Source organism: Hujiaoplasma nucleasis (assembly GCF_013745115.1).
Classification (GTDB): Bacteria; Bacillota_I; Bacilli_A; order Izemoplasmatales; family Hujiaoplasmataceae; genus Hujiaoplasma; species Hujiaoplasma nucleasis.
Genome location: NZ_CP051151.1, coordinates 231,760 through 249,600, shown reverse-complemented (window position 1 = coordinate 249,600; position 17,841 = coordinate 231,760). Strand labels below are relative to the sequence as shown.

The following is a 17,841-nucleotide window of genomic DNA, read 5'->3' as shown; positions in this document are numbered from 1 at the left end:
ATCACCTATTCTTTTCGCCTAGTAAATTAAATGTTACCTTAGATATACTATAAATCATTACAAGCAAGACTACAGAAACTGCCGATGCATAACCCATTAAATATCGAATGAAACCAAAATCTTCAATATGGTTAACCATTAATTGGCCTGCATATTGAGGTGTTGGATTGGCACCGGATAACTGAACGCCAATAGCCCCCACGGTGAATGTCCCTACAACAGACATAACCGCACCAAAGAGCATCTGTGGTTTCATTGATGGTATGGTAATATAAAATATTTCTTGCCAACGGTTTTTCATACCATCAACATAAGCAGCTTCGTATAAACTTTGATCTATATTTAATATCCCAGCCAACATAGCCAAAAAACCTACCCCCATTGATCCCCATAAAGATACAATCATCATAATTGTCATTAAATAGTCTGGAGATTGAAGGAACTGAATAGGTTCTTGAACTAGACCCCAATTCATTAATAATGCATTCAAATAACCTGTCGAGTTACCTGAAAAGATAACAGTCCATACAACAGCCATAGCAATCCCAGCTGTCATTGAAGGACTATAAAGGATAATTGCAAATACAGTTCTTGCTTTATGAGGGATTTGAGCTAACATCCATGCAAGTAAGAAACTTAATATATAGCCAACTGGTCCCACAATAAAGGCAAATTTAATAGTATTAGGTAATACATATTGCATGAATACTTCATCTCTAGTAATCAATTCTATATAATTTCTTAATCCAATAATCTCAGGAGTTTCAATGGTATTAAAATAAGTAAATGATAACAATATAGCAATAACAACTGGAATAATAATAAAGGTAAAAAACAACATGACATAAGGTGTTATAAACCATAAAGGAGAATTCATTTTATTCGTCATAATTACCCTCCTTTAACCATAGTTCTATATTATAGATTGTTGGCACTATATAAGGTTTCACCACTTGACCATTAACAACATAATCAAATTCTTCCATACGATAAAGAATTTCTCTGTTAGCAGTTTTCACAGCTTCATCCATAGCAATTCTAGGATTAGTATCATCAAAAATAATGGTATTCCAAGCATTAGAAATTTCACGTTCAACCATATATGTTCCAGGTATTCTTGAAGCTTCCATAGCGTATTCCCATTGTTCTAAAATAACTTCTAAATGTTCACTTGGTAGTGAAGTTTGTGCAAATGCTTCTAAATTTGCTGTATTCCATAAAAATTCAGTTCCATAAGTTGTTTGTAATCTTTGAGCAAATAAAACTTGGACATCTGTGCTCATCCACCATTCTATAAATGACCAAGACTCTTGAGGCAACTCAGTATCTGCTAAGATCATTATTGATTGGGCACCACTTGCAGCCCATCGTTCTATTTCTCCTGCTTCTTCATTATAGACACCAGGATGAGGTGCAATGTTCCATTTACCAGCAATTTCAGGTGCTGCAATGGTTAATTGTAAATAAGTTGCTAGGTCACCAATACCGATTGGTAATGTGCCAGCCCTAAAATGATTATAAAAATTTGGCACTTGAATAGGTAAGTCATAAATAGTAAATAAATCGGTCATCATTCTCATACCACGTAAATTTTCTTCACTATTAATTAAAGTAGACATACCATCTTCTGAATATAAAGAGCCACCAAATTGATAAATAAATGGAATGGTTGCCACAAATGGTTTAAAGCCACCATATTGAGCAATTGGTTCAAAGAAATTCATTCCATACCTTTGCAATTCTGGTAAAACTTCAATCACTTCATCCCATGTTTCTGGAATAACTATATCATCACCATCGCTAAATGAACCTAATTCTGATAATATATCTTCACGATAAAACGTTACCCAAAAATTTTGTGTTTGAGGTAAACCAAATACACCATCTTCAAAAACATAAGGGATCATAACACCCGGTGAAAATTTACTAACCACTTCTTCATAACCATCAAATTGTCTTAAATCAAGACTTGCATTTCGAATAGCGAATTCATAAGGAATCCAGTGATTAACACCTAAGGCAATATCAGGTGGTCTGTTTGCTGCATTTGCCAAAATCAATTTATTCTCATCTGGCATTAATGAAAGTTTGACATTAATACCATAAGTATCAGTAAATCCACTATCAATCATTTGTTGCATAATTTCTATATATTGTCTTGGATAATTAACCCAAATTTCAATGGTATCATCTCCAACTTCTTCAACAGCATAATCACTAGACTTAAATGATAAGAAAAATCTTTTAACTGATTCAAAGAATCTTACAAAGAAATTGGCATTAGGTCTAGGAATGTCTTCTATGTCATTAGTAACATTAAATTGCTCTAAGTCTAAGCCGTTTTCTAAAAGAATTTGAGCAACAGTTCCCAACAATTGACTTGTAGAAGCATCTCCATCAGCCAACATTAACATCTTATTTGGAATATCATTTACATCTTCTCTTAATTTAAGTAACTGATTTTTTGCTAAAGAAATATTCGTTAACTCACCTGGTTCATCATAGATACTATAAGTATTTAAACCTGTATAAATCATATCTAATGTATCAATCCAACGATCTAACTTATCTGTAATATCAGGAATATAAGTTTCTAAATCCCAATTTCTATAGTTATCAACAGTGTTACCTGTTAGTTTCTTAATCTCTAAACTCAATGCAGTTATTTCATCCATAATAGTAACAATATGCTCATAAGCATTTCTGTATGGATCTAAAACGACTCTTAAAGAAAGTTTATTATCCCCCTTCTTGAGGTAAATCTTATAAGGTTCATCATCACCCAATACCTTATTTTCATAATCATTAGTGTATTGGAAATCAACCATTGTTAATTCTTGAAAAGGAACAGAACCATTGACTGAAATTTCTCTAAAAACAGGCATTTGCATTAAAAAATTCTGTCTATACTTAATATTAATATAATAAAAACCCGCTTCTTCAACTTCAAAATGATAAGTCAGTGTATCGTTACCACTTCTAAAACTATACCCCTCAATAGCATTTAACATACGATACTGACTATCGTAAGAAGTTGCTGAAGGATCATTTATGCTTGTTAATCTTGTAGAAGGATTGGTTTTCGAAGTGAATGACTCAGCTCCAATTGTAACAACACCATCAGATCCCATCTCTTTATCTTCATGTAGTAAAAGATAATCTTCATAAGAAGGTATCTGTTCAATGCTTTCAATTACAAATGATTTTAATAAAAACTCACCACTTTCGTGAATAATTTCTATAGTATTATTTCCAGCCTCTAAATAGAATTGTAAAGGCCTAGAATTCAAAGCTGTTGAGTCATAAAGGTTATGCACATGAAAATCATCATACTTAAATGAGTTTGGTAAAATTTCATTACCATATCTATCTCTAGTAAAATCACTAGATGATAAAGACCAAATAGTAGTTAACTCAATAATTCTTGCTTCTTCATATGGATATTCACCATTAATTTTAATACCAATAGCATTGGCTAGAATACTTGATGAAATATCTTTTTGATTAATAGCAAATTGATAAATCCCTGAAGATGTTATATCAAGATTAATTGTTGTAAGATTATCAACTTCATTCATATATATTAAGTCAACATCATCACCAAAACCACTTCCATCAACCACATTACCATTCATATCAAAGACTCCAACTTCCTGATAGAAATCTACTACATCGTTATCAGACCATGTTTCTTTAACATGAGAATAATGGCCATCAAAGGCAGATGATGAAGAGATATAAGACATGTTAAATGTGGCGTCTTTAAATCGATTGGCATTAGATATGGCGAAAATTAAAATGATGATAATCACAGTAAAAAGCACATAATATATAGGTTTGTTTAGTTTCTTTATAATTTTCATACCTCACCTCGAAAAGCAATAAAGCTTGATTTTACACAAGCTTTATTCTATTTTTTACTCGTATTGCTCTAGAGCAGTTTGAACAAATTCGTTAATTTTTTCTTCCCATTGGGCTGCAAAAACATCAGGAGTTATGGTTCCATCATTGATTTTTGTCCAATAATCATTGTCATCATTTCCAACCCACTCCCAGAAAGCAGAATAGCCTGGTAACCATTTATCAACATCTGGTTTTGAGTATTCAAATAAATCAATACTTTCTTGAACACCTTCAATATAGAACAATAAATCACTAGGACCACCTAAATCATCATACATAATCCTATCCCAAACCTCAGAGTAATCAGCTACAGGGAATCTATCAAGATAAGTAATACCTTGAGCTTCCATTGCATCTAGTCTAGTCATCCAGCCTTCTCTACCAAAAGACATATACTTAGCAAGTAAGTAAGCTTCATATGGATAAGAAGTTTGTGAAGATACAACTGTGTAATCTAAAATTGTTGGAGGGAATTGTCCAGCGTCTCCACCAGGGTAAGGCCAGAATCCAACTTCATAACCAAAATTATCATACATATGATCTACATACCATAATTCCCATGAACCTTGGATACTCATAGCTACATAACCTTGTAAGAAGGCAGAACCTTCACCATAGACACCCAACTCTTCCTCAGATAAATTACCATAATCGATAACAACATCTTGAGCCCATAGGTCTAATTTAGCTTGATACGCATCTATCCATGCTTGTGAATTAAAATTAAAGCTTTGTCCATCCCAAGTATTGTAACCAATATTTGCAAAATCTTGAGTCGGCCAAATAATTTCAAAATCCAAATCTCCAGTATAATGCACTGGTTCTATACCATAGATATATTCAGATATACCAGCTTGTCTAAATTCTATAGCAATATCAACAAACTCATCATAAGTCCAATCTTTATCAGGAATTGGGATATTGTATTGATCAAACAATGTTAAATTAAGGAAAATACCTTTAACAAATTGGAATGATGGTAAAGCATATCTAGTACCATTATAAACAGCTGTATCCCTGATATTAGGATATACTAATTGAGTATCAGGATCGGTGTTCCAAAAATTAGTAACATCATACAACATACCGTTTGAATAACCAGTTGGCACATTGTCAATAACAAAAACATCAGGTAAAACACCGGCTGCTTGAGCATTTAATAAAGATTGTGTAAATGCTCCACCAGTACCTGTAATATCTGTTCTTAAAATAACTGTGATATTAGGATATAATTCCATGAAAGCATCAGCCAAAGCTCTATTAATTTCAGGATTTCCCCAATCAGCATAAGTTAAGGTAATTTCTTGAGTTGTTACTGAAGTTGTATTTTCTTCAGTTGTTGTATTATTTGTTGTAGTTTCAACAGTTGTAGGAACATCAGTAGGTTCTTCTGTTGGAACTTCCGTAGGAGTTTCAGTAGGTTCCTCTGTTGGACCTTCTGTTGGTTCTTCAGTAGGGACTTCTGTTGGACCTTCTGTTGGTTCTCCTGTTGGTGCTTCAGTAGGCTCCTCTGTTGGACCTTCTGTCGGTGCTTCAGTAGGTTGTTCAGTAGACACTTGTGTAGGTGTTTCGGTTGGATTTTCAGTTGGTGCTTCCGTCACTTCTTGAGTAGTATCAATCGGTAATGTTAAGTCTTCAGTACAAGCAACAAGTACAATTCCAATCATGAAAACCAATATTAAACTTAATATTTTTTTCATATAAAATCCTTTCTAACTTAGTTTAGAGGAGGAGACAAAGTCTCCCGCCTCTAATTATACTAAGTATTAATTATAAAATCTATAATTCAATAATTATTCAACTGTGTAAGTTATAGCAGCTGAAAGTTCTGAATCAGTGTAAGTTGTTCCATTTCCAATTGCTTTTAATTGAATATCATATGTTCCAGCGCTTAATCCTAAAGCTGCTAAATCAAAATCATAATCTCCAGCAAGTGTAGTATATGCAGGATCAGTAGCACCATTAATGTATACTTCAAAACTTGATGCTTCAGGAAGTGCTCCCCATTGTAAGATTCCGCTTTCATTAATCACCATTCCAAAAGGAGTGATTAATTGTTGAACAGATGAAGCTTCTCCATAAGTCCAACCATTGAAAATCATGGTACCTTCTGCTCCAACTGTTTTTGAGAAAATAATCAATAAATCAATTGTATTTCTTTGAGCTTCTGTCATTGTACTTAATGATAATTCAACACTTTGTTCTGCACCTGTACCAATAGCAGATACTTCTAGAGCAAGATCGCCTTCAACTTTAAATACATATTCATGGTCTAAAACACCAGTAAAAGTAAATATAATAGATGATTTAGTTCCATCAAAGTTTTCAAGTAAAGCTTGAGCGTTATTTTCCCACCAATTAGTGGCTGTAGTCCCATAAACGATTTCAACATTAGTTTCATTTTCTGTTACAGTGAAATTACCATATCCTGCCCAAGCAGGTACTACAATAACTTCTTCTCCATAAGCCCAACCTTCGATCAACAAAGTCCCAGCTGCATCACTAGCAGTTACAAATACAACAATAAGATTTAAACCAGCTCTTTCAGCTTCAGATAATGCCGCTACAGAAATAACAACTTCTTCTGATGCTCCGCTAGCAAAAAATCTTGTTTCAGCGAATTTTCCTCCGCCTTCTACTTTAATTAAATATTCATGGCCAGCAACACCTGTTACAGTGAAAACTAAAGATGTTTTTGTTCCATCAAAATCAGCAATAGTACTTTGTACGTTATTGTCCCAAACTGTTGCTGGAACAGCATCATAAGTAATTAATGCCCCAGCTTCAGTTTCTTCAACAGAAATAGCATTGTAAGCTACCCACTCAGGAGTTACTGCACCAATAGCTTCCCATCCTAAGACACTAAAAGTACCTGTTTCTCCTACTGTTTGAGCGAAAATGATAAATAAATCTAAGCCTGCTCTATCAGCTTCTGCTAATCCTGATAAGTCTAAAGTGACTACTTGTTCAACTCCAGTAGCTGTAACCGGAATTTCATAGAACGCTTTAGTCGTTGTATTTTCAATTTTAATTAAATATACTTGGTCAAGTTCTCCAATGAATGTGAATTCAATTGAAGTAGCAGCTTCATCAAAGTTAGAAATAACACCTTGGAAATTACTATTCCACCACTCTGTAGCAACTGCACCATAAGTCACTTCATAAGCAAGTGACATATCACCATAAGCAATCCATTCAACTTCTAAATCAGTGATAGGCATAATTTTTAAAGTTCCTGTTGCATTTAAAGTTTGAGCGAAAATAACCATTAGGTTAAGACCAGCTCTTTGTTCTTCTGTCATTGCTGATAAATCAATACTTACTGTTTGTTGATTTCCATCAGCAGTGATAAGTTGTTCAGCATCTTGTCCGCCACCTTCTACTTTGAATAAATAAGTTTGGCCAGCTTCACCAATGAAAGTAATATCAAAAGTAGTGTTTGTTGGATCAAATCCAGCAAATGCACCTTGTAAATTACTATTCCACCAAGCTTCAGGAACAGCGCCATAAGTCAAAACATTTACAAGTGAATAATCACCATAAGCTGTCCAGCTTTCTAATACATCTTCAACTGGTTCTTCTGGATCTTCAGGATCTTCTGCAACGACGTTATAATTTCTAAACATATTAATGTTTTCAAATGTTATAACTGCAGGAACTGATGCTTCACTAATGTTTCCAAGTTCAAAATCTAATTTTCCTAAAGTAGCTGCACCATTATAAGTAAATGTATAAGCATATGTTGCCATTTCAGTTGTTAAATTAAATACTTGTCTAAACTCAACATTATTAGCGTCTATTAATACTGCATTCATATCTCTTGCAACTGAAGCAGATGCATTAAAGATGATTGTGTATGATGCGCCTTCAACCAATTCAATACCTTCTTGGAATAATTGAATAGACCAGAATGCTTCACTAATTGCAGCCACATCAACAAGTAATTGACCATTGACAACACTTATATCAACTGTACCTACTGCGCCCCAATCTTGAGCCCATGTAGACCAACCAATAACTTGTTCAAAATCACCATTGACGACAGTCACTGGATCTGTACCATCTGACATAGTGATATTATCAAAGGTTACAACAGCTGGTACTGATGCTTCTGAAATATTACCTAATTCAAAATCAATCTTACCTGAAGTGGCTGTTCCATCATAGGTAAATGTAAATGTATATGTTTCCATATCAGTTGTTAGATTAAAGACTTGTCTAAATTCTACAGCATTTGCATCAATTAGAACTAAATTCATATCTCTAGCAACTGAAGCTTTTGCATCAAATGTAATTGTATATTCTGTTCCAGGTACTAAAACAATACCTTCTTGGAACAATTGAACTGACCAGAATGCTTCACTAACTGAAGTCACGTCAGCAACCAATTCACCATTTATAACTTGAATATCAATACCGCCAACTGCACCCCAATCTTGAGCCCATGTTGACCAACCAATATTATTAAAATTATCATTAACAACTAAATCATTTTGTTGTAATACAGATAATTCAACATCATCAATTGTAACAAGGCTAGCAGCAAAGTTAGTAGTTTTTCCTAATAAGAATTCAAGTTTAGCATCTATAGTATTTGCACCTTCATAAGTAAACATAAAACTAAATGTTGTTGGTGTAGACGTTAAGTTAAATGTTTCTGTATAAATTGCCCCTAGAGTAACCATGATATCTCTATCAACATTTGAGCTTGCAGTAAATGAAACTTTATATGTTTCACCTTGTACTAAGGCAATACCTCTTTGTTTTAACATAACACCCCAAGTATTGTTTCCAGAGGCTGTAATATTAAATTGAGCGGCACCATCTACGATACTTGCGCTTGCAGCAGCACCATCCCAATCGGCAACATAATGATACCAAATTTCAGGATCAGTAATATCTGCATAATTATTATTTTCATCTTGAACTTCAGCAATTATTTCTGTTGTTGTTGTAAATGTACCATCAACAACTTCAGTTGAAGGGTTGAAAATCAATTCTACAACTGTAATAGTTCTAGTTGCGGTAACTTCATTTCCAGCAGCATCACTTACTGTATAAGTTACAGTATATGTTCCAGCCACTGAAGTGTCTACATCACTAATATAATTAGCTTCAGTTAAAGTAATAACGCCATCCACTACGTCTAATGCACTTACACCAGCTAATGGATCGAAAGTTGAACCTTTTTCAATAGTAGAATCTTTTACACCAGTTAATACAGGTGCAGTTTCATCTGGATCTGCTGTTGTAACTTCAATAGTTACATCATCATAATATACTGTTGTAGCATAATTTGCTGCAGGAACAGCAACTTCGCCTTCAATAGTACCACCATGTTCAAATAATAATTGACCTTCTAATAAAGCACCAATTTCAGCATCTTGACCCATTGTAAATTTAAATGAGAAAGTTTGCCACTCAGTTGTTAAGTCGAAAATTTCAGTTTGTAATGGTTTGTAATCAACAAACCAAGGTGCACTTGGCAACAACTGTCCAACTTGAACTTTGATAGGACGTGGTAAATCTGCTTTAGCTTTGAAAACAACTTCATAAGTTACGCCATTTTCAAACTCTGCCACATTTGAATCTAAACGTGGGAATGGTGGACTCCAACCAGCAGCTCTAATGATAACAGCTCCTACTAAGTTATCGCCCTCTTCTACAACTGTAAATTCTCCATCTCCACCTTCATTTAAAGCAACAGACCAAATTCCAGCGCCTAAGCTAAAGTCACCGTTTTGAATAAAGTCATCGCCAATTGTTGATGGATCAATAACAATTGTAATATAAATAGTTTTTTCGGTTATTAGACCAGCACTATCTTCAACTCTATATTTAACAAAGATAGTTCCAGTTTTACTAGTATCAATCATACCATTTTCTAATAAACCAGTACTTAAAACTTGAATTTGGTCAGTGATATCGCCATCTACATTATCAATAGCTGTGACACCTTCTAATGGATCAAATTCAGTATTTAAGAAAATTTCAACATTAGAAACCCCAGAAATAACAGGTGGTGTTGTATCAGCAGGAGTTGTTGGTTCTTCTGTTGTTGGTTCTTCTGTTGTTGGTTCAACTGTTGTTGGAACCTCTGTTGGTTCTTCAGTAGGTTCTTCTGTAGGTTGAACAGTTGTTGGTTCTTCTGTAGGAGCTTCAGTAGGTTCAATAGTGGTTGGTTCCTCTGTTGGAGCTTCTGTAGGTTCCTCTGTTGGAGCTTCCGTAGGCTCAACAGTTGTTGGTTCTTCTGTTGGAGCTTGTGTAGGCTCATCAGTTTCTTGTTCCGTTGTTGTTGGAACTTCTGTTGATGTAAGTTCAGTAGTTGTGCCATCACATGCAGCTAAAGCAACTACAAACATCATCATTAAAAGTAAACTTAAAATCTTTTTCATTTTTTCCTCCTCTTAATTTATATATATATTTAAATTTTTGTAATGCCCATCTCTAATTTTTGAAGCTAAATCACCTCTTATAAGAGGTTCATGAACGATAACTGTTTCATCATCATTCTTAACTTCTATTTTCCTTACATCATAACGATCATAGGTATTCTCAACATTGTTGCAAATGTAAGTCACTTTTATATCTTTTAAAAATGTAAAACTTACAGTCTTATCTTCTTTAAAGAAAGACTTATGTAATTTTGGTTGTAGATCCAATACCAAATTTCCATCTATATATTTGAAAGGCTTATCTCCTGTCATCATTAAAGTCCACATATTTAAAGCTTCTACAGTAGACCCACTTAATCTTGCAAAAAAGCCTTTACCATGGATACTAGGATCCGGATTATTAGATGTAGCTATAAAACTTGAATTTTCTAATGTAGAACGTTTATATATTTCAGGTTTCATAAAACAAACTAAATTATCTTTAATCTCCTCATAAAACTCATCATATAATCCAGCTTTTAATAATCCCAACAAGTATTTATATGTCATATGCAAGAAATTACTTTCTCTTTCTAACCAACCTTTTGTAAAAGCGTGAATTCTTCCAATCTCATGAGATTCTTCATTTAAACAAACACTAGTCTTATAAACGTTTAAATTAGAATCATACAAATCAGATTTTTTTATTTGCTCATGCATATATAGTAATTTATCTTTGCCTATATTTGTCTTCAATAATCTAGCAGGTGCTTCTAAAAATATAGGCAACATTTTTCTCTTATATGACAATGGTTGGACCAAAGAAAATCCTTCATGAATCTTGTTGTTTAGATTTTCATCTTTTATATATTCATATTGATCTACTTCATATCTTAAGAATGTTGGTAACAAACCATTAGTTTCTTTATAAAGTTTATCTATACTATCTTGGATTAATTCTTTCAAATGAAGTAGATAAGATTTTATATTAGCGTAAGCCATTGAATCAATTTGACCATTCAAACCAAACCTTATAGCCTGACGATACTCCTCAACGGCTTTGATTCTTACACTATAATCATCTGTTTTAACTAACTTGTTGAAGAAAGTCATCACTTCTTGAGGAAGTTCGATCTTTCCATCTATGATATTTGCTAATAAGAAATCAATAATTCTTAGGAGCTCAATACTTTCACCAAGTCCTGAACCTAATAAACCTGGCAATCCATTCATCGCATCATTCCAACCTGGTTTTTCAGCTTCCATCTCAACCCCTAAATTTTCAGGATCTAATATGGCGTGCTTATTGAGAATTAGTATAAAAAGCTTGGTAAATAAATTGGATTTATAATCACACCCTTTTACTTTAATCCAGTTAGAAGTATAAGGGTTCATTTTTAGTTTGTTAAGCTTTTCCTCATCAAAATGAATTAAACTTCCATATTGTCTAACCCCACCATCTGCTTTAACAATAATTTTCTCATTTTTATTTCTTATGGTTACAGGTGAATCGTAATACTTATATTTAACTTCATTATATAATAATGTTTCAATCTTCTCGGGATAAATACTCACAAATGATTCAATCAAATCAATTAAATAGGTAAAATGATCTATCCAAAATCCTTCTCCAAAGACAGCTTGAATTGCAGGGATTGAATGAGAAATTATTACATCTAGATATTCTTTTGTAGATAGTTTGCTCTTGATGTTATTTCTTTCAACGAAATTAACAATAGTACCCGGTGTAAAAGGATGATCAAAAAGCTGATTTAAAAGATCTTTTGAGTTTTCAAACAATTGATCGATCAATTCATCCTTATCAACAGAATCATCTAATTGATACAAGATACCATTAATAGACAAAGGATTATATCCATCCATTTGGATTAAACTAGCAAAATGTTCTATATTAAAATCTTTTACTTTAGTATTGAAAAAAGAATCTAATCTTCTATTTTGACAAACATCCCTAAAATTACCGTTACCTTGCGAATAATATTCAGGCGCTAAACTAAAGAAATTATAATCTCTTTCTAAGTCTCCGTGTCTACGAGAATACAAATGATAAATAGTGTTCCCAATTTGTTCAGGGTATCCACCTCTAAGAATATTGTCTAAGTAGTTTTGTTTAACATATTCATCAAAAATAGGATAAGCAGATGATGTATGCACGTCAGAAATCATGACATCAACTTCTTTTTCTGCCTCGATTAATTTTTCTTCAAAATAATTTTTGCTTGTCATTGATTGAGCATATTCCTCCAAAACATCATATGTTGATGAATATCCACTCACTGAATACCAAACCAATGACTCATTAGCTATAACTTTAGTGTCAATTGGTGTAAAAGCACAAGCAAATTTATTGGTTGTAATTTGAGGTTCTTTAGATAACGCTTTCAAAGAATGATTTAAAAATCTATCAGCTTTTGTTTTTGCAGTATTAAATCCAAATACAATATTAGGATCCACTATCGGTTTCAAGAGTTTTCCATCAAAAAGTGATAGATAAAAATTACCTGACTCATGTTTTTTCACTTGTGAAGAATCTCCTGTAGATGCCCTTAAAGTAAAGAAAGGCAATGAGTCATTTAAATGTTTAACATCAGCCCATGAGGCTAATAAATTTGATGTAGATTTAAAGGCATCATTTTGAATTCCCGACGGCAGTATTTCAGCTATACCGTCTAGAATTTCCAAATCTAAAATATTAGAATTCATATTTTGGACTTCAACTTTTCTAACTAAACCACCTAGAGGTTCATTCACAAGGCCATAATAAGTAACCTTTATTTTTATTCCAATGTCACTTAAATCTTCTTCTATAGAAAAAGAGGTAAATCCAATAGTCATCTTATGCTTGTATTTTGAATCTACATGAAAAGCCTCATAGACTTGACCATTCACTTTAATAAAGGTTCTAAAACCTGTAATAGGTGCTGTTTCATAAGCTTTGTTGGCAGGTGTAAAAGCCATAATTGGATGGTTTTTATCCTGTAAACCATATCCAGAAATTCCTTGTCCTCTATTGGAATAAAAAACCCATAAAGGAATCCCCATTTTGCCAGCTACACCAGGTAAAAAATTAGCAAATGGACTTTGATGATTGTAGTCATAAACAGTGAACTGTTTGTCGATATAATCATAGTTTTTCATATAATCACTCACTTTCTAATATAATAGTTGAAATACTTCTAGCTTCTATCAGGAAATTATTTTCATTATCTTCAAAATGAACAACATGGATTTCTTCAGTTTCATTTTGAATGATAAATACTATATCTCCATTAGGATTTAAGAAAGCAACCTGTTTTAAATCATTGTGATTAGTTTTAGATTCAATTCTTTTTGCACCGACCATAAGGTATTTACTAAAATGACCTATAGCATAGAAAGAACTATTAAAAATTAATTCATCATTGTTCCTGTCATATATAATTGGAGCATCACAATAGTTACCAACATGATTAGGACCGCCCTCCTCATTAAGTAATAAGTTCCAGTCAATATAACCCTCACAATAATGACTAAAATCTCCTATCATATTTCTAGCATATCTCTCGCCAGTTTCGAACTGATGTAAATGAACGCCACCTTCAATAGTACCTTCTGTAAATAATAAATGCTTATTTGGAAACATATCATGAACCTTCTTTAAATTTTCAAAAGCCTCAGATACATACCAATGAAAACCCAGTCCCCAAACATATTGGCTAGCTTTCTTATCTTCATAGACTGCTTTAGCTCTCTCAACCATGATGTCTCTATTATGGTCCCATATTAATAATTTGACATCAGAAAAATTACTTTGAGCCAATTTAGGACCTAAGTAATCTTTAACAAAATCTCGTTCTTCTTCTTTGGTATACAAACACGAATCCCAAATTTGCTTAGCTGCAGGTTCATTTTGAACAGTTAAAGCAAAAATAGAGACATCATGCTGAGTATACGCTTCTAAAAATTTAAGATAGTAGTTTGCCCAAGCATCTTTATACTCATCTAATAATGATCCCCCGTGATTCATATCATTGTTGGTTTTCATCCAAGCGGGAGGACTCCAAGGAGAAGCAAGAATGTTAATTCTATCATTTCTTACCATCTCAGCTTGATGAATCATAGGTATAACATACGATAAATCTCTTTTAATATTAAAACTCTTTAAGCCTTCATCGAAATCATCAACATAAGTGTAATTGTTTAATGAAAAATCACAAGAATGTATTGATACTCGCCCTAAGTTATAACTTAATCCAGTATTTTGATTAAAATATGCCTCTAATAGAATTTTTTGCTTATCTACTGGCATTTGATAAAAAGTATAAGCAGCTGCTTCAGTAAAAGCACCACCAAAACCAATAATACTCTGATATTTAACATCTTTATTAAAACTAATTTCTACATTAGGTTTCTGATCCGTTTTCGTCATTAAGCGCTGAAACCCATTCTTATATTTAGATGATTGTATATGTTTTATCACGATTACCTCCAACACTAAAACGTTTTCGGAAATATTATAACATATATGTTAGCGTTTTACTATAACGTTTTCGTAAAATTTATAATAAAAATTTTTTGACTTAAAAATTCACTTATTTTTTGTAAATTTCAACTTATTTATTTGCACAAAGTAAATATTTTATGTAAAATATACAACAGGAGGCTTATATGTCAAAAATATTAAATGAATTCATAGAACTAGCAAATGGAGTAAAAATACCAAAAATTGGTTTTGGAACCTGGCAAATTGAAAACGGTGACGAGGCTTATCAATCAGTAACAAATGCTCTCAAAAACGGCTATATTCATATCGATTCAGCCAATGGATACGGAAATGAAGCTTCAGTTGGCCAAGCCATAAAAGATTCAAAGATACCAAGAGATCAAATTTTTGTCACTTCTAAATTACCTTCTCATATTAAGAATTATGAAGAAGCAAAAAAAAGTTTTGAAGAAACTCTAAATAATTTTGGTTTTGATTACGTAGATTTATACTTAATACATGCCCCATGGCCTTGGAGTAATATAGGTAGTAAACATGACCAAGGTAATGTAGAAGCTTGGAAAGCAATGGAAGAGTATTATAAGGCGGGCAAAATCAGGGCCATTGGTGTCTCTAACTTTTCACCAAGTGATATCCAAAACATTATTGATCATTGTGAAATTGTTCCATTAGTTAACCAAATTGGATTTTGGATTGGAAGAGATCAGGAAGATACTTTAGATTATTGTAAAAAACACAATATCCTTGTAGAAGCCTATAGTCCTTTGGCTACAGGTAAAATTCTTAAAAACCCAACAATTGTTGAAATAAGTAAAAAATACAAAGTTACACCTGCTCAGTTGTGCATTAGATACTGTCTAGAAAAAGATACTATCCCATTACCAAAATCAACCCATGAAGATCGAATTATTCAAAATTCACAAGTAAATTTCAAGATATCTCAAGAAGATTTAAAAGTATTAGAAAACTTAAAAACAAACTAAAAAAAATGCTGAGAATTTTCTCAGCATTTTTATTTATTTATAACCTTAATGAAAGCATCAACAATTAAAGGGTCAAATTGAGTGCCAGAACACTTCTTTAATTCCTTAATAGCTTCTTCTTTGGTAAATGATGAACGATATGGTCTTGACAAGGTCATAGCATCATAAGCATCAGCCACCGCAATAATTCGAGAATTAAAAGGAATGTTTTCGCCTTTAAGACCACGAGGATAACCTTTGCCATTATAATGCTCGTGGTGGTGAAGTATATCTTTAGATATTTCTAAATATTGACTTGAAGCTGATAAAATTCGATAACCTATCTCTGAATGTTTTTTGATTCTTTCATACTCAAAATCAGTTAATTTTCCAGGTTTATCTAAAATACTGTCTTCTATGGCTATTTTTCCAATATCGTGGAGTATTCCAGCAATTTTTAAAGAATTAACCTTATCTTTAGGTAATTTTAGAGCTTGACCAATCATGCCACAATATTTAGAAACCCTTTGAGAATGCATTTCCTCTCTTGAATTTTTTTCATATAAACCTTTCATGATAGTGTTAATAGTTTCATTTTTATCTGTCGATTGCTCATATAACTTATTAATATACATTTTATCTTCAGCTTGCTTAAAAGTATTCTCAACACTTCCGCCTTGCTCTAAAATCTCATAACCTATAGACATAGATAAACGAACACCTTCTATAGATCTTTGATCCAAAGCGCTATTGATATCTTTAATGACTTTTTCAGCTTTGTGTTTAGGTGTATTCTTTAGTAAGACAATAAATTCATCTCCACCAATGCGTGAAACAAAGCCAGTTTCACCAACAATATTCTTAAGAACATCAGCTGTTTGTTTTAACATTTCATCCCCAGCTTGATGTCCAAAAGCATCATTTACAGTTTTTAATGAATTTACATCCCCGAGTATTAAACACAGAGGATAGTTTTCTATTGAATCATATGTAATCATGTTTTCATTATAATAACGGCGATTATACACATTGGTCAATGCATCATGATAATTTAAATATTCTAAGTGAATTTCGTAACTTTTTCTTTTAGTAACATCATAAGAAAATATGGCAACACCAATCACATCATTCGAACCATTACGAATTGGGGTAAACATACTTTCATAATATTTGCCCTGAGTGGTTTCAACTTCATCGATGGTTGAATACTCTACCCCTTGTAAAGCTTTAAATATTTGTGATCGATATCGAGAATACATTTCAGAATTTTTTATATACTCTAAAAAAGAATCTCCTACTTTAATATTCGAACCATAATACATTTTCATACAATACTCATGGTAAGAATTAAATAATAAATAATTGAAATCTTTATCCAAAACATATATTTCCATCACTTTGGGACTGTTGATGGCTATATTTAATAAATCTCTTTGCTCATTAATCATATTTGATAAGTTTGCTAAATGCTTTTGTCTATGCAAAATTAATGAAAGAAGAAAAGTAATAATTGGTATTGTGATTAAATAAAAGATATAGATAAAGTTAAGATGAGGTTGAAATAAGGAATAATCCCAAGCCATCAAGAGTAAAAAGGGTAGTAAACCTGATATAAGCGAGAAAACTATTAACTCAACCAAATAATTAACCTTCAGTTTTTTCCAAACAAAATACTTCCATAGTAAACCATAACTAGAAGACATTAATATCAATACCATACCCAGATATACGCCTTCGTGCCCTAAATAAAAACGATAGGCAAGAGTCACTAACGCTATCACCAAAGTCGGAATTAAACCTAGAAATAATCCTGATAGACTAAATAAAACGGTTCTAGTATCAAATAAATATCCTTCAATCATTTCAAATGATACTGATAATATTAAAATGGAAACACTACTAACCAATAAACCTAAACCAATCTTTTTAAGAATACTGTTCTTAAAATAATTACCAACAAAGACTGCATATAAAACTGCAATCCAGACTAAAAACATAATATTTAAGGCTATTGTTTCAAAATCAACATTGCTTGCTCCAAGCAATAAAATATTGAGTAACATTGATTCCTCCATGATATACAAACTCATTATATAGA

At 32.5% G+C, this 17,841-nt stretch carries 8 protein-coding genes; 1 reads left to right on the top strand and 7 read right to left on the bottom strand.

Going from position 1 to position 17,841, the window contains the following annotated elements:
- Position 1: 1 nt before the first annotated feature.
- The 6 genes from HF295_RS01135 to HF295_RS01110 all read right to left on the bottom strand — a co-directional run bounded on the left by HF295_RS01135 (position 2) and on the right by HF295_RS01110 (position 14,757).
- Positions 2-889, bottom strand: coding sequence for a carbohydrate ABC transporter permease (locus HF295_RS01135; protein WP_312032009.1), 888 nt, complete (start codon positions 887-889; stop codon positions 2-4).
- Complete coding sequence (locus HF295_RS01130) at positions 879-3,863, bottom strand: extracellular solute-binding protein (RefSeq protein ID WP_312032008.1); 2,985 nt, start codon at positions 3,861-3,863, stop codon at positions 879-881. Before HF295_RS01130 ends, HF295_RS01135 begins: the two co-directional genes overlap by 11 nt.
- Positions 3,864-3,917: 54 nt before the next feature.
- Positions 3,918-5,603: a PT domain-containing protein gene (locus HF295_RS01125; RefSeq protein ID WP_312032007.1), complete on the bottom strand. Its 1,686-nt coding sequence runs from the start codon at positions 5,601-5,603 to the stop codon at positions 3,918-3,920.
- 93 nt (positions 5,604-5,696) lie between these two features.
- Positions 5,697-10,298, bottom strand: coding sequence for a carbohydrate binding domain-containing protein (locus HF295_RS01120; protein ID WP_312032006.1), 4,602 nt, complete (start codon positions 10,296-10,298; stop codon positions 5,697-5,699).
- Positions 10,299-10,310: 12 nt separating this feature from the next.
- Complete coding sequence (locus tag HF295_RS01115; RefSeq protein WP_312032005.1) at positions 10,311-13,436, bottom strand: hypothetical protein; 3,126 nt, start codon at positions 13,434-13,436, stop codon at positions 10,311-10,313.
- 4 nt (positions 13,437-13,440) lie between these two features.
- Positions 13,441-14,757 carry a glycoside hydrolase family 30 protein gene (locus HF295_RS01110; protein WP_312032004.1) on the bottom strand — a complete coding sequence of 439 codons (1,317 nt, stop codon included), beginning with the start codon at positions 14,755-14,757 and terminating at the stop codon, positions 13,441-13,443.
- 188 nt (positions 14,758-14,945) lie between these two features.
- On the opposite strand from HF295_RS01110, the gene HF295_RS01105 reads away from it, so the two are divergent.
- Positions 14,946-15,764 carry an aldo/keto reductase gene (locus HF295_RS01105; protein ID WP_312032003.1) on the top strand — a complete coding sequence of 273 codons (819 nt, stop codon included), beginning with the start codon at positions 14,946-14,948 and terminating at the stop codon, positions 15,762-15,764.
- 29 nt (positions 15,765-15,793) lie between these two features.
- Here HF295_RS01105 and HF295_RS01100 read toward each other — a convergent pair whose 3' ends face one another.
- A complete protein-coding gene (locus HF295_RS01100) occupies positions 15,794-17,806 on the bottom strand; it encodes an HD domain-containing phosphohydrolase (protein ID WP_312032002.1) in 2,013 nt (670 codons plus the stop codon).
- Between the last annotated feature and the right edge of the window lie 35 nt (positions 17,807-17,841).

What these genes read in the sequence shown, in the direction of transcription:
- HF295_RS01135 (WP_312032009.1), bottom strand. Translation starts at nt 889, where the DNA reads ATGACGAATAAAATGAATTCTCCTTTATGGTTTATAACACCTTATGTC.
- HF295_RS01130 (WP_312032008.1), bottom strand. Translation starts at nt 3,863, where the DNA reads ATGAAAATTATAAAGAAACTAAACAAACCTATATATTATGTGCTTTTT.
- HF295_RS01125 (WP_312032007.1), bottom strand. Translation starts at nt 5,603, where the DNA reads ATGAAAAAAATATTAAGTTTAATATTGGTTTTCATGATTGGAATTGTA.
- HF295_RS01120 (WP_312032006.1), bottom strand. Translation starts at nt 10,298, where the DNA reads ATGAAAAAGATTTTAAGTTTACTTTTAATGATGATGTTTGTAGTTGCT.
- HF295_RS01115 (WP_312032005.1), bottom strand. Translation starts at nt 13,436, where the DNA reads ATGAAAAACTATGATTATATCGACAAACAGTTCACTGTTTATGACTAC.
- HF295_RS01105 (WP_312032003.1), top strand. Translation starts at nt 14,946, where the DNA reads ATGTCAAAAATATTAAATGAATTCATAGAACTAGCAAATGGAGTAAAA.
- HF295_RS01100 (WP_312032002.1), bottom strand. Translation starts at nt 17,806, where the DNA reads ATGTTACTCAATATTTTATTGCTTGGAGCAAGCAATGTTGATTTTGAA.